The sequence below is a fragment of the Clostridium sp. KNHs216 genome, assembly GCF_006714885.1.
Classification (GTDB): domain Bacteria; phylum Bacillota; class Clostridia; order Oscillospirales; family Acutalibacteraceae; genus Caproiciproducens.
Window position 1 is genome coordinate 2,134,207 of record NZ_VFMF01000001.1, and the last position, 21,583, is coordinate 2,155,789.

18 protein-coding genes are annotated in these 21,583 nt (G+C 53.5%); 5 read left to right on the top strand and 13 right to left on the bottom strand.

Features of this window, described 5'->3' with window-relative positions; translation table 11 throughout:
• Window positions 1-205 precede the first annotated feature (205 nt).
• A complete protein-coding gene (locus LY85_RS10405) occupies window positions 206-1,078 on the top strand; it encodes a DegV family protein (protein WP_038326059.1) in 873 nt (290 codons plus the stop codon).
• 177 nt (window positions 1,079-1,255) lie between these two features.
• Here the strand turns inward: LY85_RS10405 and LY85_RS10410 are convergent, their stop codons facing one another.
• The 5 genes from LY85_RS10410 to leuC form a co-directional block, all read right to left on the bottom strand.
• Entirely contained in the window at window positions 1,256-2,947 is a 1,692-nt protein-coding gene (locus tag LY85_RS10410) for a trypsin-like peptidase domain-containing protein (RefSeq protein WP_141826594.1), read from the bottom strand.
• Between the two features lie 25 nt (window positions 2,948-2,972).
• Window positions 2,973-4,463: a HAMP domain-containing sensor histidine kinase gene (locus tag LY85_RS10415; RefSeq protein ID WP_141826595.1), complete on the bottom strand. Its 1,491-nt coding sequence runs from the start codon at window positions 4,461-4,463 to the stop codon at window positions 2,973-2,975.
• A 3-nt stretch (window positions 4,464-4,466) separates the two neighbouring features.
• On the bottom strand, window positions 4,467-5,156 hold the full coding sequence (locus LY85_RS10420) for a response regulator transcription factor (RefSeq protein WP_038326061.1): 690 nt from the start codon (window positions 5,154-5,156) through the stop codon (window positions 4,467-4,469).
• A 286-nt stretch (window positions 5,157-5,442) separates the two neighbouring features.
• Window positions 5,443-5,925 (bottom strand): 3-isopropylmalate dehydratase small subunit, encoded by a 483-nt coding sequence (gene leuD, locus LY85_RS10425; protein WP_141826596.1) that lies wholly within the window; start codon window positions 5,923-5,925, stop codon window positions 5,443-5,445.
• A gap of 12 nt (window positions 5,926-5,937) precedes the next feature.
• A complete protein-coding gene (leuC, locus tag LY85_RS10430; RefSeq protein WP_141826597.1) occupies window positions 5,938-7,200 on the bottom strand; it encodes a 3-isopropylmalate dehydratase large subunit in 1,263 nt (420 codons plus the stop codon).
• A 225-nt stretch (window positions 7,201-7,425) separates the two neighbouring features.
• On the opposite strand from leuC, the gene LY85_RS10435 reads away from it, so the two are divergent.
• The 4 genes from LY85_RS10435 to LY85_RS10450 all read left to right on the top strand — a co-directional run bounded on the left by LY85_RS10435 (window position 7,426) and on the right by LY85_RS10450 (window position 12,258).
• On the top strand, window positions 7,426-8,046 hold the full coding sequence (locus LY85_RS10435) for a Crp/Fnr family transcriptional regulator (RefSeq protein WP_141826598.1): 621 nt from the start codon (window positions 7,426-7,428) through the stop codon (window positions 8,044-8,046).
• A 293-nt stretch (window positions 8,047-8,339) separates the two neighbouring features.
• Window positions 8,340-9,179 carry a PRD domain-containing protein gene (locus LY85_RS10440; RefSeq protein WP_185741187.1) on the top strand — a complete coding sequence of 280 codons (840 nt, stop codon included), beginning with the start codon at window positions 8,340-8,342 and terminating at the stop codon, window positions 9,177-9,179.
• 142 nt (window positions 9,180-9,321) lie between these two features.
• On the top strand, window positions 9,322-11,247 hold the full coding sequence (locus LY85_RS10445) for a beta-glucoside-specific PTS transporter subunit IIABC (protein WP_141826600.1): 1,926 nt from the start codon (window positions 9,322-9,324) through the stop codon (window positions 11,245-11,247).
• Complete coding sequence (locus LY85_RS10450; RefSeq protein WP_141826601.1) at window positions 11,248-12,258, top strand: ADP-ribosylglycohydrolase family protein; 1,011 nt, start codon at window positions 11,248-11,250, stop codon at window positions 12,256-12,258. It begins immediately after the preceding gene.
• A 62-nt stretch (window positions 12,259-12,320) separates the two neighbouring features.
• Here the strand turns inward: LY85_RS10450 and lysS are convergent, their stop codons facing one another.
• The 8 genes from lysS to ugpC form a co-directional block, all read right to left on the bottom strand.
• Window positions 12,321-13,832: a lysine--tRNA ligase gene (gene lysS / locus LY85_RS10455; protein WP_141826602.1), complete on the bottom strand. Its 1,512-nt coding sequence runs from the start codon at window positions 13,830-13,832 to the stop codon at window positions 12,321-12,323.
• Between the two features lie 43 nt (window positions 13,833-13,875).
• A complete protein-coding gene (gene greA, locus LY85_RS10460) occupies window positions 13,876-14,361 on the bottom strand; it encodes a transcription elongation factor GreA (RefSeq protein ID WP_141826603.1) in 486 nt (161 codons plus the stop codon).
• Between the two features lie 264 nt (window positions 14,362-14,625).
• Complete coding sequence (locus LY85_RS10465) at window positions 14,626-15,930, bottom strand: S41 family peptidase (RefSeq protein WP_141826604.1); 1,305 nt, start codon at window positions 15,928-15,930, stop codon at window positions 14,626-14,628.
• A gap of 39 nt (window positions 15,931-15,969) precedes the next feature.
• On the bottom strand, window positions 15,970-17,163 hold the full coding sequence (locus LY85_RS10470; RefSeq protein ID WP_141826605.1) for a peptidoglycan DD-metalloendopeptidase family protein: 1,194 nt from the start codon (window positions 17,161-17,163) through the stop codon (window positions 15,970-15,972).
• A complete protein-coding gene (gene ftsX / locus LY85_RS10475; RefSeq protein WP_141826606.1) occupies window positions 17,153-18,067 on the bottom strand; it encodes a permease-like cell division protein FtsX in 915 nt (304 codons plus the stop codon). Before ftsX ends, LY85_RS10470 begins: the two co-directional genes overlap by 11 nt.
• Entirely contained in the window at window positions 18,057-18,746 is a 690-nt protein-coding gene (ftsE, locus tag LY85_RS10480) for a cell division ATP-binding protein FtsE (protein ID WP_141828052.1), read from the bottom strand. The genes ftsX and ftsE overlap by 11 nt, the downstream gene beginning before the upstream one ends.
• A 221-nt stretch (window positions 18,747-18,967) precedes the next feature.
• The gene (locus LY85_RS10485; RefSeq protein WP_038326074.1) at window positions 18,968-20,053 is read right to left on the bottom strand and encodes a helix-turn-helix domain-containing protein; all 1,086 of its coding nucleotides are present in this window, start codon (window positions 20,051-20,053) and stop codon (window positions 18,968-18,970) included.
• Between the two features lie 309 nt (window positions 20,054-20,362).
• Window positions 20,363-21,475 (bottom strand): sn-glycerol-3-phosphate ABC transporter ATP-binding protein UgpC, encoded by a 1,113-nt coding sequence (gene ugpC, locus LY85_RS10490; protein WP_038326075.1) that lies wholly within the window; start codon window positions 21,473-21,475, stop codon window positions 20,363-20,365.
• Window positions 21,476-21,583: the final 108 nt, after the last annotated feature.

A 21,583-nucleotide genomic window follows, 5' to 3' on the forward strand; every position in this document is an offset into this window, starting at 1 on the left:
ATTTTAACTGAAAAATGATAGAATATATAATAAAAGAATTTTGCAGCAATTCTATTTCAGTTTGCGAGATAAAACATATTCCTCCCCCGCCTTTGGCGGGAAAGGAACACAACCTTGTTTCAGAATCAACTGGAAATGCTGTGGATATTCTTAAAATTGGTTGTTTTTAATGGGTAATTTTATTACAGAAGGTAAGGAGAAGCGTATGAACGATTTTGTCATAGTGACGGATTCCTCCTGTGATCTGACTGCGGAAATGGCCCGGGATTTGGAGCTTACCGTGCTCCCTCTCTCCTTTAATCTGGCGGAAAAGGAATACCGCAATTATCTGGACGGGCGTGAGCTCTCCTTTCAGGAATTTTACCGGCGTATCCGCGCGGGGGAAACCTGTACGACCTCCGCGGTGAATGTGGAGGCCTTTGCCGGCGCAATGGAGCCGATTCTCCAGTCCGGAAAAGACGTCCTCTGCATCGCGTTTTCCAGCGGGCTGAGCAACACCTGCAACGCCGCACAGATGGCCTGCAAGGAGCTGGCGGCAAAATATCCGGAGCGCCGGGCATACGCCGTGGACACGCTCTGCGCTTCTCTGGGGCAGGGACTGCTGATCTACCATGCCGTCCAGCAAAAACGCAGCGGCAAAAATATCGACGAGGTGCGCGCCTGGCTGGAAGAGAACAAGCTGCACCTCTGCCACTGGTTCACTGTGGAAGACCTGAACCACCTGAAACGCGGCGGCAGAATCTCCGCGACGACCGCCCTGATCGGCACCATGCTGAACATCAAGCCCGTTCTGCATGTGGACAACGAAGGCCACCTGATTAATGTAGGAAAGACCAGAGGCCGCCGCGCGTCGCTCACTGCGCTGGTCGACCATATGGAAGAAACGGCAATCGACCCCGCTTCGCAGGTCGTGTTCATCAGCCACGGCGATTCCCAGGAGGACGCCGACTATGTGGCGGAACAGGTCAAAAGCAGATTCGGCGTCAAGACCGTCGTGACCAACTACGTCGGCCCGGTGATCGGGGCGCACTCCGGCCCGGGAACCATCGCGCTGTTTTTCCTCGGCACACATCGTTAAACCGCCGGAACGAAAGGACGGGACGACCATCCCCGCCTCCCTCCGTAGGGGAGGTGCCGCGCCCGCCGCGGCGGAAGGAGTTTGTTCCCCCGCTCTATTGAAATCCATCGTAATCCCGGAAAAAGAAAGCGCCCCGGCACGGCTTTGAAAAGCCCTGTCGAGGCGCATTGTTTTGCATTATTTCGCCTGTGTTTCGCCCTTGTCTTCCAGCAGCTTGGTTTTCACCGTCCGGGTGCTGCCGGTGGTACTCTGTCCGGTACTCATTCTGAAAATAGTCAGTGACATGGTGTCGCCCGCCTTGTGCTTGTTCAGCACCGCGTACAGATCGTCCAGACTGGCGATCGCCTGGCCGTCCGCCTTGGTAATCACGTCGCCCACGACGACGCCGGATTTCGTCAGGTCGCTTTCCGAGCTGATTTCACGGATCATCACGCCGGTCGGATAGCCGGAAAGCTGCGACTGGATATCGGTGATGGTGGTCGCCGTAATGCCCAGACGGCTGCGCCCGCTGACATATCCGCGCGCGACCAAGTCGTCGATAATGGTTTTCGCCTTGCTGACGGGAATGGCAAAGCCCATTCCCTCGTAGCCGGTGGCGACAATCTTATTGGAATTGATGCCAATGACCTGCCCGTACATATTGACCAGCGGACCACCGGAATTGCCCGGATTGATGGCCGCGTCGGTCTGGATGTAGGTCATGCCGTTGTCGCTGTGGCTTTCGATGGTGCGGTTCAGCGCGGACACATAGCCGCCCGTTAAGGAGCTGGAATACTCCATGCCGCCCGGATTGCCGATAGCGATCACCTCGTCCCCGATTTCGAGCTGATTCGCATTGCCGAACACCGCGGCGCTCAGGTTGCTCGCGTTGATGCGCAGCACGGCGAGGTCTGAGGTTTTGTCGTAGCCGACGACCGTCGCCTCATATTCCTTTTTATCGTGAAGGATGACCTTTACCTTGTTCGCGCGGGAATAATTGACCACATGCGCGTTCGTCAGGATATATCCGTCCTTGCTGGCCACAATGCCGGTGCCCTGAATCACGCCGCCCTGGCTGGCCGTTGTGCCGGCCACGGTGGTTTCCACCCCGACCACGCTTTCCACGACGTTCTTGTAGACGTCCTTGGCGCTCAGCTGACCGGTGCCCGGCTCCGGTACAATCGTAATTCCGGAAGAATTCGGATTGGTTCCGTCACCCTTGATTCCGCCCTGGATCTGCGCCTGACTGGATGCGCTCCCGGAACTGGCGGAATCCTCCCCGTCGTTATATTCCGGCTGCGAGGTTGTGCTCTGCGGCCAGCCGCTCTGCTGGCTGATGGCCGTCTGAACGCCGTAAATGCAGAAGCCCAGCACGAATGCCGCCGTCAGTCCCCCCAGAATCCAGAGGAACACACGCAGGCCGGTGTTTTTCCGTTTGGGCGGTTTCGGATCCTGCGGATTCTGGTCAGGGTGCTGACCGCCGTACGGCTGATACGACCAGTACGGCTGCTGACCGTACTGATCCTGACGATAGCCGCCGTAGGGGCCGTTATAGTTCCCGTAGGGCTGATGATACTGGCCATACGGGTTGTTGTTGTACTGACCGTAGGGCGGATAAGGATTCTGCGGATCCTGATACGGCGGCTGGCCGTAAGGAGGAGGCGCCTGTTCCGTATTCCGGCTGTCCGGCTCCGGGTCGGGCGCGTCGGGCGTGCCCTCCTGTTCTTCGGAAGGAGGTGCGTCCTGTCCCTGCTGTTCCTCCGGCTGCTCCTGCTCCGGTTCGCTCCCCTGCTCCGCTGCCGGGGGCTGTTCGTTCGCGGGCTGGTTGATCTCTCCGGTATCCCACGGGTCTTTTTCCCCGTTATTGTGATCGAACTCGCTGTCACTCATAAGAAATACCCTTTCTGAAAATGATTTATTCTTTGACCTGCTCGGATGATCCGTCCTTTAACAGGTGCGGCTCGTTGATTTTGGGAAGCCAGAATTCAAACTGACAATATTCATTCTGCACGCTGCTGACATTAATTTCCCCACCGTGCAGCTTAATAATCGTACGCACGATATACAATCCCAGGCCCATCCCGTTTTTATCCTGGCTGCGGGACTTGTCGGTCTTGTAGAAACGGTCGAAAATCAGCGAAAGCTCTTCCGGAGCAATGCCCGGGCCGCTGTTTTTGATCACGACGCTGCTCCTGTCGGGCTGGTCAAGGATCCTGATCTCGATATACCCGCCCACGTTGGTAAACTTGACCGCGTTTTCGATCAGATTATACACGACCTGATGGATCATATCCGGATCGCCGTCCACAAACAGGCTTTCCGTATCCTCCAGCCCGCGAATTTCCAGCTTCTTGTCTTCGATCGCCTTTTCAAAGGACAGAAGCGCGATCAGAATCGTATTGGTCAGGTCAAACCTTCCCGGGCGGAGCTTCAGCTCGCCGCTGTCGATTCTGGAAAGGTCCAGCATGGTGCGCACCAGCCGGGACAGCCTTTTGACCTCCTGCGAGACGATATTCAAATAGTGGCTCTCTTTCTCCGCCGGAATCGTGCCGTCCAGAATCCCGTCGATAAAGCCCGCGATCGTCGTCATCGGTGTTTTCAGCTCGTGCGATACGTTTGCAATAAAATTGCGCCTTACGTTTTCGCCCGTGGAGAGGGAACTCGCCATGTTGTTGAAGGCGATCGCCAGCTGGCCGATTTCGTCCTGGCTGGTGACCGGCACGCGCACGGAAAAATTTCCGTCCCCGAAGGAGCGCGCCGCCGCGGCCATATTGCGCAGCGGCTGGACCAGTTTATAGGAGAACAGCCACACCGCGCAGAAGGATACCATAAACGCGGCGATGGCGGCCAGCAGGAACATCCGCAGGATTTCCCCGCGGAAGGAATTGAACGACCGCACATTGTAAGCCGTGAACACGGCGCCAATGGCGGTCTTGCTGCCGTCGATATTCACCACGTTGATCGGCACCCCGACAATGTAATAAGGCTGGCTGTAAATTCCGCCCATGGTTCCCTGATTGTTGTACCCGCCGGAGATCGCCTTTTTCATGATTTCGTCGCTGACATTCCGGCCGTCGTTGATCCCGCTGGTGCTGTCGTAAGAGGCAATCACAATCTGGCCGCTCAGCTTTGTCACAAAGATATCCGCGTCGATGTTGTCGGAAAAGGCCGCGATAAACGCCTTCATCCGGTCGGTGTGGATCGTATAGACGTTGTCCTCCACCGAAGTAACGCTGTCCGCCGCGATTGCCGCCACGCTCTGGGCATTCTTTCTCAGCAGGTTCCTTTTTTCCGTCTGCCAGTAGTTCGAAAAGAAAATCAGCATGACGAAACTCAGGAACAGAAAGCTGATGAAAATAATCGAGGAGGTAATCCGCAGATACTTTTTAAACAGTGTTTTCTGCATTTTTTATTCCTTAACTTCAAATTTATAACCGACGCCCCAGACTGTTTTGAGCGCCCACTTGTCGGAGACGCCTTCCAGCTTCTCGCGCAGACGCTTGACGTGTACGTCCACGGTCCGGCTGTCGCCGTAATAATCGAAGCCCCACACCTCGTCAAGCAGCTGGTCGCGTGTAAAAACGCGGTTCGGGTTGCTCGCAAGGTGGTAAATCAGTTCCATTTCCTTCGGCGGCGTGTCAATCTGAACGCCGTTGACCCGCAGCTCGTAGTTTGTAAGGTTGATGGAAAGCTTGTCGTATTTGACCTCTTTCACCAGCTCCTCGCTGTTTTTGCCCAGACGGCGCAGCACGGCTTTGATTCTGGCCACGACCTCCTTTGCCTCAAACGGCTTCACCACGTAGTCGTCCGCGCCCAGCTCCAGGCCGAGCACCTTGTCAAAGACCTCGCCTTTTGCGGTAAGCATGATGATCGGGCACTGCGATTTCTTGCGGATTTCCCGGCAGACCTGCCAGCCGTCCAGCTCGGGCAGCATGATGTCGAGCATAATTAGGTCGGGGGCTTCCGCGTCAAAAGCCTCCAGCGCCTTGCGTCCGTCGTTGGCGATCGCAACCTCAAAGCCTTCCTTTTCGATATAAAGCCTTAACAGCTCACATATATTCTGGTCGTCATCAACCACTAAAATTTTTCCAGCCGGCATTTTTTACTTCCTCCTTCATACCCCGCAGCCGCAGCGTTTTGAATTGGACGGCATGCGAAAATACGCCTGATTTTTGATTCCGAACGGAACTGCCTCCAATCTGAATGTATATATCTGATTATAAGGGAATTCCCCCGAAAAGTCATGAATTTTTTATAAAAGTTTTTAAATAATATATGAATTGCAGGCCTGCCGTACCGCTCCGGGGCACGCGGGTTTCCGTCATAAAAAAAGGGAACGCCGCAGCGCCCCCTTCAAAGTTCATGGTAACAAAGCCGTAGGCCCGTTATTTCATGATGCTGTTTAACAATCCGCCCTTTGCGATGATATTCTGAATAAAAGGCGGAAACGGCTGAGCCTTATAGCTTTTCCCGCTGGACAGGTTTTTAATCACGCCGGTGTCAAAGTCGACCTCCACCTCGTCGCCCGCCCGGATATCCTCGGCGGCCTCCGCGCATTCCAGAATCGGCAGCCCGATATTGATAGCGTTGCGGTAAAAAATACGGGCAAAGGTGGACGCGATCACGCAGGACACCCCGCTGGCCTGAATCGCGATCGGCGCGTGCTCGCGCGACGAACCGCAGCCAAAATTTTTCGCCGCGACAATGATGTCGCCTTTTTTTACATTCTTTACAAAATCCCGATCGATATCCTCCATGCAGTGCGACGCCAGCTCCGCGTGGGAAGCGGTGTTCAGGTATCTCGCGGGAATAATCACGTCTGTGTCGACATTGTCCCCGTATTTGTGTACAAATCCGTGTGCGTTCATTTCAAGCCCTCCTCAGTCCAGTTTATCCGGGTCGGCAATACAGCCCGCCACGGCGCTCGCCGCGGCAACGGCCGGGCTGGCAAGATATACCTCCGATTCCACATGTCCCATGCGGCCCACAAAATTGCGGTTTGTCGTGGAAACCGCGCGTTCCCCTTTGCCCAATATCCCCATATGCCCGCCGAGGCAGGGGCCGCAGGTCGGCGTGCTAAACACGGCGCCAGCCTCCACAAAAATTTCCGCCAGCCCTTCGCGCAGGGCCTGCAGGTAAATGGCCTGTGTGCCCGGCAGGACAATGCACCGCACGTGCCTGGCTACCTTCCTGCCCTTCAGGATGGAAGCCGCGATGCGCAGGTCCTCGATCCGCCCGTTGGTGCAGGAGCCGATCACGCTCTGGTCGATCTTGATTTCCCCCACGTCGTCGATAACTCTGGTGTTCTCCGGCAGATGCGGGAACGCAACCGTCGGTCTGAGCTGCGACAGGTCGATTTCATAGGTCTCGTCGTAAACGGCGTCTTCGTCCGCCGCGTAGACCACCGGTTTCCGCTGGAAGCGGTCCTTTTCGTAGGCAAGCGTCACTTCGTCCACCGGGAAGATGCCGTTCTTGGCCCCGGCTTCGATCGCCATGTTCGCAATGCTGAGACGATCGTCCATCGAAAGCGCCTTCACCCCTTCGCCGGTGAATTCCAGCGATCGGTACAGCGCGCCGTCCACCCCGATCATCCCGATCAGGTGCAGGATCACGTCCTTGCCGCTGACCCATTTGGCGGGTTTGTTTTTCAGCACGATCCGGATGGCGGAAGGGACTTTGAACCATGTCTTTCCGGAAATCATGCCCGCCGCCATGTCGGTGGAACCGACGCCTGTGGAAAACGCGCCGAGCGCGCCGTAGGTGCAGGTGTGGGAGTCCGCGCCGATCACGCAGTCGCCCGGGCCGACCAGCCCCTTTTCCGGCAGCAGCGCGTGTTCAATGCCCATCTGCCCCACGTCGAAAAAATTGGTAATGCTATATTTTTCCGCGAAGCCGCGCACCTGACGGCACTGCTCCGCCGCCTTGATGTCCTTGTTCGGCGTAAAATGGTCCAGCACCAACGCGATTTTATCCTGATCAAAAACCGACGAAGCCCCGCATTTTTCAAACTCGTTGATGGCCACCGGCGAGGTGATGTCGTTGCCGAGCACCATATCCAGCTTCGCCTCGATCAGCTGCCCGGCCTCCACATGCTCCAGCCCGGCGTGCGCAGCCAGAATCTTCTGCGTCATCGTCATTCCCATCGTGATATCCTCCTATCATCCGTCCGCCTTCCACCATTCCCGCATCGGACGGCGGAAGGCGGACGTGTCATTAATCGTATTATGGCAGGAAACTTGAAAAAAGAATGTAACATGTGATATAATCATATAAATATTATCGGTTTTCCCCCGTCCGGGACAGGGACAACCGCCGATTTGGTTTGCAGTCGAAGATCGACGCAAAACTAGAAACAGGAGGGATGGAAAATGGAGCTTTTTCCGCAAAAAAACATAGGGAGCGTGTTGGAAAAATCCCACACGTCCCGCAGCTACGGGAAAGACCGTATGATTTACTGGCAGGAAGCCCCCGCCGGTGAATTTTATTATTTAAAGCACGGAAAGGTAAAAATTTTCCTCAGCTCGGAAAACGGCATGGAAAAAACCCTCACCGTTCTGGAGCCAGGAAGCATCTTCGGCGAAGCGGCCTTTTTCGACGGAATGCCGAGAGTTTCCAGCGCCAAAACGCTGGCAAAATCCGAGATCATCACGGTCACCCGGCAAAGCCTGATGGACTGTATCCGCCGGGAGCCGCAGCTCGCCATGTACCTGCTGACCTACCTGTCGCAGACCATCCGCATGCTTTCCGCCCAGGTCAATTCCATGACCTTTCTGCAGGCCGACCAGCGGCTTGCGCGGCTGCTGCTCAGCCTGGAAAAAAGCGGAACCGTTTCCGCCACCCACGACGATCTCGCCGGGCTCGCGGGCGTGTCTCGCGTGACCGTCAGCCGTATCCTGACCCGGTTCGCCCAAAGGGGTTGGACCGCCGCCCGCTACCGGGAGGTGGAGATTCTGGATGAAGCGGGCCTGAAAGGCTTTATCGAAGAATAACCGACGCGTAAAGCGGGGAGAACGCGGCGTGCCTTATTCCTGTTACTCCAACCGGGCACTGGTTCTACCGGAGCCGATAAGCTTTTCGCTTTTCAAATAAAATACGGGCAATTTGTTGTCAAATATTTTAAAACAAACGCTTTTTTTGTAAAATAGTCATTGACAATTATGAATTTTTTATTATAATAAGGTCACAGGGTAGTAATTGTTGTTTCATGAAACAAGCTAAACCTATCATCCGTTCAGGACGGATGATAGGTTTTTTTGTTTTTCCAAAAGGGGGGGGTGAAAACGTGGAAATTGTGAAAATTCTGAACAACAATTTCGCAATTGTAAAAGAACAGGACGGCATCGAAAAAATCATTATGGGCAGAGGCGTCTGCTTCGGCAAAAAAGTCGGTGCGTCCGTCGAAACCGGCAAAGTCGAAAAAATATTTTACCTGCAGGACAAAACGCAGGCGGCAAGGCTTGAGGAACTGATTATGAAGCTGCCGCTGGATCAGCTGAAGCTGGCGGAGCGCATTGTCAACGAGGCGCGGCTTCAGCTTGGGAAAAAGATCAGTGACGCAATTTATATCTCCCTGGCAGATCACATCAGCTTTTCTATTAAGCGGTTCAAGGAGGGCGTGAATATCCGGAATTCCCTGCTCTGGGATATTCAGAGATTTTACCCTGAGGAATATCGGTTCGGCCTGACGGCTCTGAATCTGATTGAGGAACAGTACGGCATCCGGCTGCCCGACGACGAGGCGGGATTCATTGCCCTGCACATTGTCAATGCGGACCAGAAGGATGCGGACGACGATATGTACCGCGTCACACAGATCATGAAGGACCTGACAAACATCGTGAAGTACACCTATGCCCGGGACTTCGATGTCACTTCCCTTTCCTACCACCGCTTTATTACCCACCTGCGGTTTTTTGTCCAAAGGACACTGGCGAACAAAACCTACAGCGATGAATCCATGGACAACGAGTTGTTTGCAATGGTCAAGGAGAAGTATTCCATGGCCTACGGATGCGTCCTCAAAATCGAGGATTATCTGGAAACGGAATGCGGGCTGTTGGTCACGGACGAGGAAAAAATATATTTATCAATTCACATTGAGCGCTCTATGAGCAGCACATAAATTACAGACATTCCATTTCAGTTGGCGAAATAAGCATGTTCTTCCCCCGCCTTCGGCGGGGGAAGAACGCAACCTGGTTGCAGAATCAATTGGAAATGCTGTAAGCAAGCGTACAACCATTCATAAAAAAGGAGAAATCAAAATGGCAAAATACAGCGATCTGGTATCGTTCATTGTCGAAAATGTCGGCGGAAAAGACAATATTCTTTCTGTCAGCCACTGTATGACGAGATTAAGGTTCCATCTGAAGGATTACTCGCTGATCAATGAAGCGAACATCGCTTCCAACAGCAAAATCGCCACCGCGCAGAAAGCCGGCGGAGAATATCAGGTGGTGGTCGGAACAATGGTGGGGGAAATCCACGCAGAACTGTCCTCTTTTCTGGGACTGAAAAGCGACGATTCCCAAACGGCGGAAAAGAGTGATTCCCTTCTGAACAGAATTATTCAGATTATTACAAAATCGATCACCCCTGTTCTGGGGGTTCTGATGGCCTCCGGCCTGATTCAGGGCATGCTGGCCCTTCTGGTGGCCTGCGGTGTCCTAAAAACCACCGACGGAGCGTACATCATTCTGAACGTGATGGGAAACGCCCTGTTTAACTTCTTCCCCATTTTCCTGGGCTATACCGCCGCGAAGGCATTCAAGATGGACGGATTTGTCGGTATGGCGATCGGCGCCTGTCTGGTCTTTCCAACCATATTGGCAAACCTGACATCAGGCGACCCGTTGTTTACTCTGTTTGCCGGAACCATTTTCAGTACGCCCGTTTATAAAACGTTTTTCGGTATCCCGGTTATATTTCCGGCGACGGGTTATACCTCCACGGTCGTGCCCATCATCATTTCCATGTATTTCACCTCTAAATTTGAAAAATTCCTGAAAAATCACATTCCCGACATCGTCGCCTTTACGATCGTCCCCTTTCTGACAATAGCGGTCTGCGTTCCCCTGACGATTCTTGCCGTCGGACCCATTGCCAACTTTCTCTCCCTGCTGATAACGGCCGTCATTACTTACCTGAACAACCTGTCCCCCGTTATCACCTCGATCGTCGTGGGCATTGTCTATCAGCCGCTGGTCATTCTGGGGCTGCACTGGCCCCTGATTACGATCGGCATCACCAATATGGGGGCAGTGGGCTCCGACTACATTATCCCGATGATCTTCACCGCTTCCTTTACGCAGACGGCGGTCGTTCTGGCGGTTTACTGCAAAACCAGAGACAAAAAGATCAAAAACATCTGCGTTCCCGCCATGATTTCAGGCTGCTTCTGCATTATTGAACCGGCGATTTACGGAATCACCCTGCCGGTCAAAAAGCGTTTTGCCTTCAGCATTGCCGGTGCGACCGTAGGCGCCGTGATTATTTCCCTGTTCGGCGCGAAGATGTACGCGGTAAGCGTCGGCGTGCTGGGCACCGTTGCGTTTATTAATCCAAACGGCGATATGGGCGGATTCTATATTGCCATTATCGCCACCCTCATTTCCATGGTTGTTTCCTTCCTGCTGACCTTCTTCACCTTTAACGAGCAAAACCCCGGCGCCATCTCGGCGTCCGGCGGCGACGGAACGGCCAATCTCCTGATTCATTCCCCTCTGAAAGGTAAAACCGTCAAGCTGGAAAACGTGCAGGATGCGTCCTTTTCAAAAGGCGTTCTGGGAAAAGGAATCGCGATTTCGCCGTCGGAGGGAAAACTGGTCGCCCCGTGCGACGGAATCGTTTCCAACCTGTTTTCGACGGGCCACGCGCTCGGCATTACCAGCGACGACGGATGCGAGATTTTAATTCACGTGGGAATCGACACCGTCCGGTTGAACGGCAAATATTTTACGATCCGTACAAAACAGGGCAACCGGGTTAAAAAGGGCGACCTATTGGTGGAATTTGATATTGACGCCATCACGAAGGAAGGCTACAGCCTGATTACCCCTGTTCTCGTCACAAACAGCGACGACTATTTCGATATCGTAGAAACCACCAGTGAAAGCGTCGATTATCTGGAGCAGCTGATCCGGGTGCTGCCCAATAAAAAGGAAAACGCCGGAAAATTGGCGGAGGCTTAAATGAAAACTGAAAAAAACACGGCGCTCTATTCCAGAATCAAGGGCGTTCTGATCGGCGGGGCCTATGGAGACGCCATGGGAATGCCCACGGAGTTCTGGACGCAGGAGCACATCCGCTCCAGATTCCCGCAGGGGATTGACGGGTTTCTTCCCTCCCAACCGGACGACTTTTTCGGCAGGAGCATGTCTGCCGGTGAAATTACGGACGATACCATCAATACCGTCATGATCGCGGACATGATCGCGGAAAATCACGGCACGATTAATACGGAAAGCTATCTTAAAAGGCTCATCGCGTGGAAAAACGAATCGGAGGTTGCCGCCCTTGTATGCGGCCCCAGCACCTTAAAGGCTTTGGAGGCGATCGAGCGGGGTGTATCCGTGGAGGTAACCGGAAAGCTCGGCACCACAAACGGCGCCGCAATGAAAATAAGCCCTGTGGGAATTCTTTCCGACTACCGCCGCCCCGATGCCCTGATCGGCAGCGTAAGCGCGATCTGCAAGCCCTCACACAACACCTCCATTGCCATTCAGGGCGCCAGCGTTGTCGCAGCGATGGTCAGCTATGCTGTTTCGGGAGGAAACGACATTCCTACGATGTGGGAGCTGGCGGAGGAGATTTCCGTACGGGCAAAACCGAGCGGGTTCCAGATCCCGTCGGCTTCTCTCACGGAAAGAATGAAGCTGGCAAAACAGCTGATCCAAAACCGCACCGCGGCGGAGGCGATGAAAAAACTCTATGACGTCGTCGGCACCGGGGTGGAAACCATCGAGACCATTCCGTCCGTTCTCGCCGTGATCAAGCTGTCCGAAGGGGACCCTCTGGCCTCCGCGAAAATCAGCGCGTCGCTCGGCGGAGATACGGATACCATCGGGGCCATCTCCACAGCGATCTGCGGAGGAATGAACCCGGGCTTTCCCGATTCCCTGGTCCGTGAACTGGAGAACGTGAATCACCTTGACTTTGACCGGCTCAGCAGCCGGCTGCATCCCTTTTCTCCCTACGCATAAAGAGTACAAAAAAACAGGCGGCCCCGATAAGGGCTGCCTGTTTTTTTTTGTAAAGATTCTGATTAGTCCTTCGGCTTCATGGTCGGGAACAGAAGCACGTCGCGGATGGACGCGCTGTCGGTCAGGAGCATGACCAGCCGGTCGATACCCATGCCCATGCCGCCGGTCGGCGGCATGCCGTACTCCAGAGCCGTCAGGAAATCCTCGTCGATCATATTGGCTTCTTCGTCGCCCGCGGCGCGCAGCTCCATCTGGTGCATAAAACGACCGCGCTGGTCGATCGGGTCGTTCAGCTCGGAATAAGCGTTCGCCAGCTCGCGGCGGGTAATGAACAGCTCAAACCGCTCCACAAGCTCCGGGCAGTCCTGCTTGCGCTTGGTCAGCGGAGAGACCTCCACCGGATAATCGTAGATAAAGGTCGGCTGCAGGAGATGCTCTTCCACCTTTTCCTCAAACGCCAGCGACATGATATCGCCCCATTTGTCGGTGCTTTTGGTTACAAGCCCCAGCTCCTTTGCGACTGCTTTCGCCTTTTCGGTGTCGCCCTTGAAGGAGAGGAAGTCAATTCCCGCGTATTCCTTGATCGCGTCGTTCATGGACAGGCGCTTGAACGGCAGGGCCAGACTGACGTCCTCGCCCTGATAGGTGATCTGATCGGACCCGCACGCCTTCACGGCGCACTCGTGGATCATATTCTCGGTAATTTCCATCATCCCGCGGTAATCCGTGTAAGCTTCGTAAAGCTCGATGGTGGTGAATTCCGGGTTGTGTTTGACATCCATTCCCTCGTTGCGGAAAATACGGCCGATTTCGTAGACGCGCTCCATCCCGCCCACGATCAGCCTTTTCAGGTGCAGCTCCGTCGCGATCCTTAAGTACATATCGATGTCAAGCGTATTGTGATGCGTAATAAACGGCCGTGCGGTAGCGCCGCCCGCAATATTGCTGAGCACGGGCGTTTCCACCTCGATATAGGATTTCTCATCCAGAAAGTTACGGATGGTCCTTATGACTTCACTGCGCTTGATAAAGGTATCCTTTACCTCCGGGTTGACGATCAGGTCAAGGTAGCGCTGGCGGTAGCGCAGGTCGGTATCCTTCAGCCCGTGGAATTTTTCCGGCATGGGCAGCAGCGATTTGGAGAGCAGCTTTATTTCTTTGGCGTGAACGGAAATTTCTCCCCTGCGGGTTTTGAAAACATATCCCTTTACGCTGACAATGTCGCCCAGATCCCAGTAGCTTTTCAGGTCGTTATAGCTTTCCTCGCCCACCTGGTCGATTTTCAGGTAAACCTGTATCCTGCCGGTGCGGTCGTGGATATCCAGAAAACTCGCCTTGCCCATGTCGCGCCAGCTCATAACGCGGCCGGCGATGCATACGTCGCTGTTTTCCAGCTTTTCAAAGGACTGGCGGATTTCCTGTGCGGTCGTATCCCGCGGGCAGACCGTAATGGCAAACGGATCCCTGCCGGCCTGCTGAAGCGCGGTCAGCTTATCCCTGCGTATCTGCAGCAGTTCGCTGATATCCTGCTCCGGCTGGCTGGTTTCCTTCGTCTCATTGATTGTTTCGCTCATTTGTAACTCTCCTAAATCATAAATTCACTTCCGCTGAAAAACGTTATTTGGAGATGGTGAGAACCTCGTATTCCATCGTTCCGGCGGGAACCTCAATTTCAATTTTATCGCCGATGCCGTGGCCCAGAAGAGATTTTCCGACCAGCGATTCGTCGGAAATGCTTCCGTTCACCGGGTCGGCTTCGTTGGAGCCGACGATTTTGTAGTTGGCGACGCTGCTGTTTCCGGTCGAGGGGTTTGTCACCCTTACCTCCACCTTGGAGCCGATATGGATATTCTCATTGCTGAGTTCGTCTTCGTCGATCACCTTGACGTTTTTCAGCATGACCTCAATATCCGCAATACGGGCTTCCACGATCGCCTGATCGTTTTTCGCCTCGTCATATTCGCTGTTTTCAGACAAGTCGCCGAAGGAAAGAGCGATCTTGATTTTCTCCGCCACTTCCTTGCGTTTGACGCTTTTCAGCTCTTCCAGCTCGTTTTCAAGCTTTTCAAGACCTTCTTTTGTCAAAATTACCTGTTTAACCATATATAATAACCACCTTTTCAATGCAATTTCTTGCACTTTTTCTACAGCGTTTTCCCTTACAATGGCAGAATAATTTCGTGTTCCTCCTCCGCTTTCGGCGGGGGAGGAACACCCTTGCACCTGTCACTGTAAACAGGATTGCTATATTTTTCTATAATAAATACATTATAGTGATGCCGTACCGTTCTGTCAATAAAATCCGCCCCGGCGGGCGGATTTTCCAGAAAAAACAGGGATATGCAAACGCATATCCCCAAGACCGGTTCAGTCCGTCGCGGCTCCGCTTTCCGCCGGTACCTCCGCAGCGGCGCCGGGGGCCTGGGAAACATTCGCTCCCTGCCGGATCAGCGCGGAAACCGCGGCCTGCAGCTGCGCGTCCTGATCGCCCGCCAGCTGATTCTTCGCCAGCAGCTCGCGCTGGGCGTCGGTAAGCTCTTTGCTGACATCCGCGTCAATGCCCTTGCCGTTAAAGACATTGCCGTTCAGAGTCAGGTAATTTGCCACGGAAAGGATAATGGCCGACCCGTCGGAAAGCGGCATCACTTCATCCTTGGTGCCGAAGCCCGCCGTCTTTTCCCCGACCAGCAGTCCTTTTTTATAGTCCTTGATATCGGACGCGAAAATTTCCGCCGCGCCGAAGGTGTTCCGGTCGACAATTACCGAAATGGGAAGGCTGACCTCGTTTGCGTTGGAGGTGTACTCCACGGTGACCTTTCCGGCCTTGTTCCTGTAGCTGACCGTATTGCCCGCAGGCAGGAGCGTGTCCAGCATGGCGGCCATCCCGCCGACGCTTCCGCCGGAATTGCTTCTGAGGTCGACGACAATGCCCGCTGCGCCTTCCTTGATGCGCTGGGCGAGCAGCGTGTTGAACTGCTCCGCGTTGTTATCGGTAAATTCGCTGATTTTCAGATAGGCCACGTTGCCGTTGATCATGGAGGAGGTGATCGTCCGCTCTGTGTACTCCGCGCGGGTCACGGTAATGCTGAGCTTTTCCGTTTTCGTTTCCGTCCCGCTGGAAGCCCCGGCGTCCTCCGTGCTGCGCAGGATGCCGAACTTCACCTTGGAACCGGAAACGCCGTCCAGCTTGTTGAGCGCGTCGCCGTAGGTGATGCGCACGATTTCCTTATCATCCATGCTGACAATGGTGTCGCCCTTTTTGATTCCGCTTTTTTCGGCGGGTGAATTCGGCATTACCTCAATGACTTCCATATTGCCGTCGTTGTCGCGGGCGGTCTTGATACCCACGCCGATATTCTTTCCACTGTTTCCGCTGACATACGCCTTATATTTCTCCGCAGACAAATATTTTGCCTGTGAATCTCCCAACCCGGCCACGTATCCGGCGCAGATGCCGTCGTTCAAAGCGGTTTCATCCACCGCGCCGATATAGTCCTGCCTTGCCTTCTGGTCGATCTCGCTCAGCTTGGTATACATCGCCTGGCGAGCGTTGACATCCGCGACCTTGGTGTTGAAGTTCTTCATTGCGTAAACGTAGGTGAGGGAAACCGTAATGGAGGCCGTAACGGCAACAAGGGCAACCGCCGCGCCCCAGGTCAGCTTTCTGCTCATATCGAATCAATCATTCCTTATTCTGGATTTTCCTTCCGCCTATTTGCTGAACCAGTTCAGCGGATTCTTTGCCACACCGTTCACACGGATTTCAAAATGAAGATGGGCCCCCTGCGAATCTCCGGTGTTGCCGACATAGGCGATTACCTGTCCCTTTTTCACCGTCTGTCCTTTGCTGACCGCCACGCTGCTGCAATGGCCGTACAGGGTGGAGTACCCGCCGCCGTGGTCGATCGCCACCACGTTGCCGTACCCGCCGTAGCCGGTGCCGTAATTGCCCCAGCCCGCCATCATCACCTTGCCCGAATCGGCCGCGACAATCGGCTTGCCGTAAACGCCAGCGGAGGAAATGTCGATTCCCTTGTGCAGGCTGCCCCACCGGTAGCCGTAGCCGCTGGTGATGTTGGTAACGCCCGGCAGAGGCCAGCCAAAGTTGCCCTTGCTCACGTAGCCGCCGCTGCCGCCGGTTCCTTTCTGGGAAGCGTAATAATCCTTATACCACTGGTCGATCGCGGCGTCCGCTTTCTTGCGCTGCTCGGCCAGCTTCGCGTTCTCCTGGTTGGCGCTCGATTCGTTCTGGGAAATCTCCGCAATGACCGCCTTTGTTTCATTGACCAGAGAAGTGAGCTCGCCCTGCTTTGTGTCCAGCGCCACCCTCGCCTCGGCAACGCTTTTGCGGTTGGTCTCAATCTCCGATTTCTGCGCCTTAATACTGTCCATATCGGACTTCAGCGTATTGATCAAATTGGTGTCATGCGTGGTAATGGCCTGAATCGCCTCTGTTTTATCCGCAAGATCCACCACGCTTTTGGCGCTGAGGATAATTTCAAGGTTGGACGCCTCGCCCGTCAGATAGAGCGCGCGCAGCCTCTGTTTGAGCTGTTCGTAGTTCGCGTCGATATTTTTCTGCTTATCGGCGATCTGCGATTCCTTTTGGGAAATGTCCGAGTCCAGAGTATTGATCTGCTGATTCAAAACGTCGATCTGGCTCTGCACGGTGCTTACCTGCGTGTCCAGCGCCGCCTTATACTGCTGCTTCTGGGCCTTGTCCGCTTTCAGCGTTTTCAGTTTGGCGGCAACCTCCGCCTGCTTTTTCTTCAGATCGGCCTGCTCCTTCTGCAGCTGGCTCAGGCTTTTGGCGGCGGACGCCGGCATGGCGACCTGAGGAGTAAAAATCATCGCCAGCGCCAGAACGACGGCGAGCAATCCTTTGACCCATTTTTTACCAGCCAACGATCTCCCCTCCTTCCTTTTTCAGATATTTGCTGATGGAAATCACTCCGCCCACCGCGCCGAACAGCATTCCGGCCAGAATAAACGCCAGGGTAATGCTCCACGCGAGGGGCCGTATGTCAACGGGAGAAAACATCATAATGGATGTAATGGAGGTAATCATTTTATCGTAGAGCAAAAGCAGGATCAGGCTGGAAATCAGCCCCGAAAGGATTCCGATGATCATGCCCTCCACAATAAACGGGACGCGTATAAACCAGTTCGTCGCGCCGACGGACTTCATAATGCTGATCTCCACCCGCCGCGAAAACATGGTGACCCGGATGGTATTGGAAATAATGAACAGGGAAACCAGGCTGAGCAGCAGGATGATCCAGAAGCCCACCATGGTAATCATCCGGTCCAGATTCGTCAACTTCTGCGCCACGTCCGAATAATCGTTGATGCTCGCGACGCCGGAAATCTTCTGGATCTGCGCTGCGGTTTCCTTATACTTGGAAAGGTCCTTGAACGAAACCTTGAAAGCGTCCGGCAGCGGGTTTTCCTTCCCGGTCATGCCCTGCAGCATGGTGCCGTCCTTATCGCCCAGAATATCCATATACTGCTGGATGGCGTCGTCCTTCGGCACGAATTCACAGGTCTCGATATTATCGAGTTTTTTGATTTCCTCCCCGACCTTAATGGCGGAAAGCGTGGGCAGGTCCTGCGTCATATAGACCCTGACGGAATTGCTGCCCTCCAGCGTTTTCATCGCGGAATCGATATTATAGGAAAAAAGCACCGCCGCGCCCGTCAGCAGCAGGCATGAAATCAGCACGCCGACAGACGCAAAGCTCATGGTGCGGTTGTTCCAGATATTTTTGATACCCTCTTTCATCAGGTATCCCAGTCCGTTAATCCTCATGGCGCGCCTCCTTCTGCGAAGCGGTGTCCGCCACGATGCTTCCGCCGTGGATTTCCACCACTCTGCGGTGGAAGTGCTTGACCAGCGAATGTTCGTGCGTCACCATCAGGATGGTGGTGCCGCGGCGGTTGATTTCGTTGAGCAGGTCCACGATTTCAAAGGAAAGAGCGGGGTCAATGTTGCCCGTAGGCTCGTCCGCAATAATCAGCTTGGGGTTGTTGATCAGCGCCCGCGCAAGGCCCACCCTCTGCTGCTCCCCGCCGGAAAGCTCCGCCGGATGGCACATCGCCTTGTTCTGAAGGTCGACAAGGCTCAGGATGTACGGGACCCGCTTGTGGATTTCCCTGTTGGTCGCCCCTACGATGTGCATGGCGAACGCCACATTGTCGAACACCGTCATATTGTCGATCAGCCGGAAATCCTGAAAGACGATCCCCATCGTCCGGCGCATATATGGCACGTCCCGCTTTCTCAGCGTGGAAAGCCTTCTGCCGTTGACGGTAATCTCGCCCTCGCTGGCTTTTTCCTCACACATAATCAGCTTGAGGAAGGTGCTTTTCCCCGCGCCGGAAGAGCCGACAATAAAGACAAACTCGCCCTTGTCCACTTTCAGGTTCACATCTTTGAGCGCTTTTGTCCCATTGGAATATGTTTTGCTTACATTCTGAAATTCTATCAATGTAATCGCTCCATTAAATTCATTCATACTGATCTTTCATTGCGTAAATAAAAGGTCAGGATAAGGATTCATTTCCCACAAAATCCACCATAAAAAACCAAAAAAACCAAAACCCATTGGCATGTTTACATAATACCAATGGGCAGCTGATTTATTATTTCTTTATAGAATTAATTTGTAATAAATCTGTAATATTTTTGATTTCTTTTTTCATTTCCCTGTCAGAATTTAACTGGGTTGGAAGAAAGATACTTCTTAACCATCAGAGCGACCTTGAAAACAATGGCGTCTTCAAACTCACGCAAATCCAGACCGGTGATCTTCTTGATCTTTTCCAGCCTGTAAACCAGCGTATTCCGGTGGACAAACAGCTTGCGGGAGGTTTCGGAAACGTTCAGGTTATTTTCAAAGAAACGCTGAATGGTGAACAGGGTCTCGTGATCCAGCGATTCGATCGAGCCGCGCTTGAAGACTTCTTTCAGGAACATGTCGCACAGCGTCGTCGGCAGCTGGTAAATCAGGCGGGCAATCCCGAGGTTGTCGTAGCTGACGATCGGCTTCTCGGTGTCGAACACCTTGCCGACCTCCAGCGCGACCTGGGCTTCCTTGAAGGAGCGGGCCAGATCCTTGATTCCGGTCACCGTGGTGCCGATTCCAACCACACAGTGGGTGTAGAACTCGCTGGAAAGGGTGTCCACAATGGAACTCGCCAGTTTTTCCAAATCCTTCGGCTCAATGCCGGCACGGATTTCCTTGACCAGCGCGATATCGTTTTCGTTAATATTAATGATAAAGTCCTTGTTTTTATCCGGGAAAAGATTCTGTACCACATCGTAAGCCGAAATATCGGATTTGTTCGTAATTTTAATCAGCATACATACGCGGTTCACATCAGCGTTAAAGCGGAGCTCCCGGGCTTTCAAATAGATATCGCCGGGCAGAATATTATCCAAAATCACATTCTTGATAAAGTTGCTGCGATCGTATTTTTCATCGTAATACTGCTTGATGCTGCTCAGTGAAACAGCCAGCAGGGAAGCGTAGCGGCCGGCCTCCGGATCGCTGCCGGAAACAAAAACGGCGTATTCCGGTCTTGGGCGGCTGCCGAACGACTTAAAAGTATAGCCGTTGACCACAAAAGTTCCCGGCGTCGCCAGAACCTCGGCGGTAATGCTGTCGTTCACTTCGCCGATACGGCCAAGCTCACTGCAAGCTATGATAACCGAGGTCTCATCGATCACACCGATCGTACGGTCGATTGCGTCGCGCATTTGGTGGATAACTCCCTGAAATAATCTATTTGACATAGCTCTCCCTCACTTTATATAACTTGTGTAATCTGCTGAAATATTATAGTATGCTACATACATTTTACATAAATTCAATGCATTTTTCAACTATGTATTGAACATAAAATAAAAAAATATCATTTTAAGGAGAAATTTGACAATAAAATCCCCTTTTTTGCCTGTTTATCGTTTCTCAGTCGGGAAAAAACCGTTTTTATTTTTCTCTATAAAAAATAAGGGCCGTGTTCACACGGCCCCAAGAGTGTCGAAAAATTTATTTTACAATTTTGCGGAAGGGTTTTGCCCCTCACAGAAGGGATGCTCCCATCAGTTCAGAATCGTCTTTTCCGTATCTTTATCGAACAGATGCATTTTCTGGAGGTTAAAGGCGATCTCAATGGTGTCTCCCGTCTTGGCGGTGGAGGTCGGCTCCACTCTGGCCGTAATGTCACTGTTCTCGCAGCTCAGGTACAGATAGGTTTCCGCGCCCATCAGCTCGGTTACCTCCACCCCGGCCTTTACAATGCCTTCCGTCGCCTTTGCAAGGAAGTCCGGCTCGTCGTGCACGTCTTCGGGGCGGATGCCGAACACAACCGTCTTGCCCACATAATCCTTCAGCACGCCGTCCTTGTCTTTTCCTTCGGGAACGGCAACGCTGTACTTGCCGAATTTCAGGAAGAAGCGGCCGTCCCTGTTTTCGACCTCCGCGTCGATAAAGTTCATCTGCGGGGAACCCATAAAGCCGGCCACAAACTCGTTTACCGGGTAATCGTACAGGTTCTGCGGCGTATCGACCTGCTGGATAAAGCCGTCCTTCATCACCACGATGCGGTCGCCCATGGTCATGGCCTCGGTCTGATCGTGCGTTACATAAATGAAGGTGGTGCCCAGCCTTTTGTGCAGCTTGGAAATTTCGGTCCTCATCTGCGCGCGCAGCTTGGCGTCCAGATTGGAAAGAGGTTCATCCAGAAGGAAAACCTTCGGGTCACGGACAATGGCGCGTCCGAGCGCGACACGCTGGCGCTGGCCGCCGGACAGAGCCTTCGGCTTTCTGTCGAGCAGATGGGAGATATCCAGAATTTTGGCGGCCTCTTCCACGCGGCGTTTGATTTCTTCCTTTGCCACCTTGCGGATTTTCAGGCCGAAAGCCATGTTGTCAAAAACAGTCATATGGGGATAGAGCGCGTAGTTCTGGAACACCATTGCGATGTCGCGGTCCTTCGGCGCAATATCGTTCGCAAGCGTCTCCCCGATAAACAGCTCGCCCTTGCTGATCTCTTCCAGTCCCGCGATCATCCGCAGGGTGGTGGACTTTCCGCAGCCGGACGGACCGACCAGAATAATGAATTCCTTGTCGGCGATTTCCAGATTGAAATCCGTAACCGCGGTCACGCCTCCTTCGTAAACCTTGTAAATATGCTTTAATGTAACGTTTGCCATAATTATCCTCCTGAATCTCATACTGTTCGTCTCAACGGCTCCCACAGCGTTTCCATTTCCATTGGGAAAGAAACCCAATCGGCACTTGGGGGAACAACAGCACGCTGT

Coding starts and splice junctions, on each gene's coding strand:
- LY85_RS10405 (WP_038326059.1), top strand. CDS start 206: ATGAACGATTTTGTCATAGTGACGGATTCCTCCTGTGATCTGACTGCG.
- LY85_RS10410 (WP_141826594.1), bottom strand. CDS start 2,947: ATGAGTGACAGCGAGTTCGATCACAATAACGGGGAAAAAGACCCGTGG.
- LY85_RS10415 (WP_141826595.1), bottom strand. CDS start 4,463: ATGCAGAAAACACTGTTTAAAAAGTATCTGCGGATTACCTCCTCGATT.
- LY85_RS10420 (WP_038326061.1), bottom strand. CDS start 5,156: ATGCCGGCTGGAAAAATTTTAGTGGTTGATGACGACCAGAATATATGT.
- leuD (WP_141826596.1), bottom strand. CDS start 5,925: ATGAACGCACACGGATTTGTACACAAATACGGGGACAATGTCGACACA.
- leuC (WP_141826597.1), bottom strand. CDS start 7,200: ATGGGAATGACGATGACGCAGAAGATTCTGGCTGCGCACGCCGGGCTG.
- LY85_RS10435 (WP_141826598.1), top strand. CDS start 7,426: ATGGAGCTTTTTCCGCAAAAAAACATAGGGAGCGTGTTGGAAAAATCC.
- LY85_RS10445 (WP_141826600.1), top strand. CDS start 9,322: ATGGCAAAATACAGCGATCTGGTATCGTTCATTGTCGAAAATGTCGGC.
- LY85_RS10450 (WP_141826601.1), top strand. CDS start 11,248: ATGAAAACTGAAAAAAACACGGCGCTCTATTCCAGAATCAAGGGCGTT.
- lysS (WP_141826602.1), bottom strand. CDS start 13,832: ATGAGCGAAACAATCAATGAGACGAAGGAAACCAGCCAGCCGGAGCAG.
- greA (WP_141826603.1), bottom strand. CDS start 14,361: ATGGTTAAACAGGTAATTTTGACAAAAGAAGGTCTTGAAAAGCTTGAA.
- LY85_RS10465 (WP_141826604.1), bottom strand. CDS start 15,930: ATGAGCAGAAAGCTGACCTGGGGCGCGGCGGTTGCCCTTGTTGCCGTT.
- ftsX (WP_141826606.1), bottom strand. CDS start 18,067: ATGAGGATTAACGGACTGGGATACCTGATGAAAGAGGGTATCAAAAAT.
- LY85_RS10485 (WP_038326074.1), bottom strand. CDS start 20,053: ATGTCAAATAGATTATTTCAGGGAGTTATCCACCAAATGCGCGACGCA.
- ugpC (WP_038326075.1), bottom strand. CDS start 21,475: ATGGCAAACGTTACATTAAAGCATATTTACAAGGTTTACGAAGGAGGC.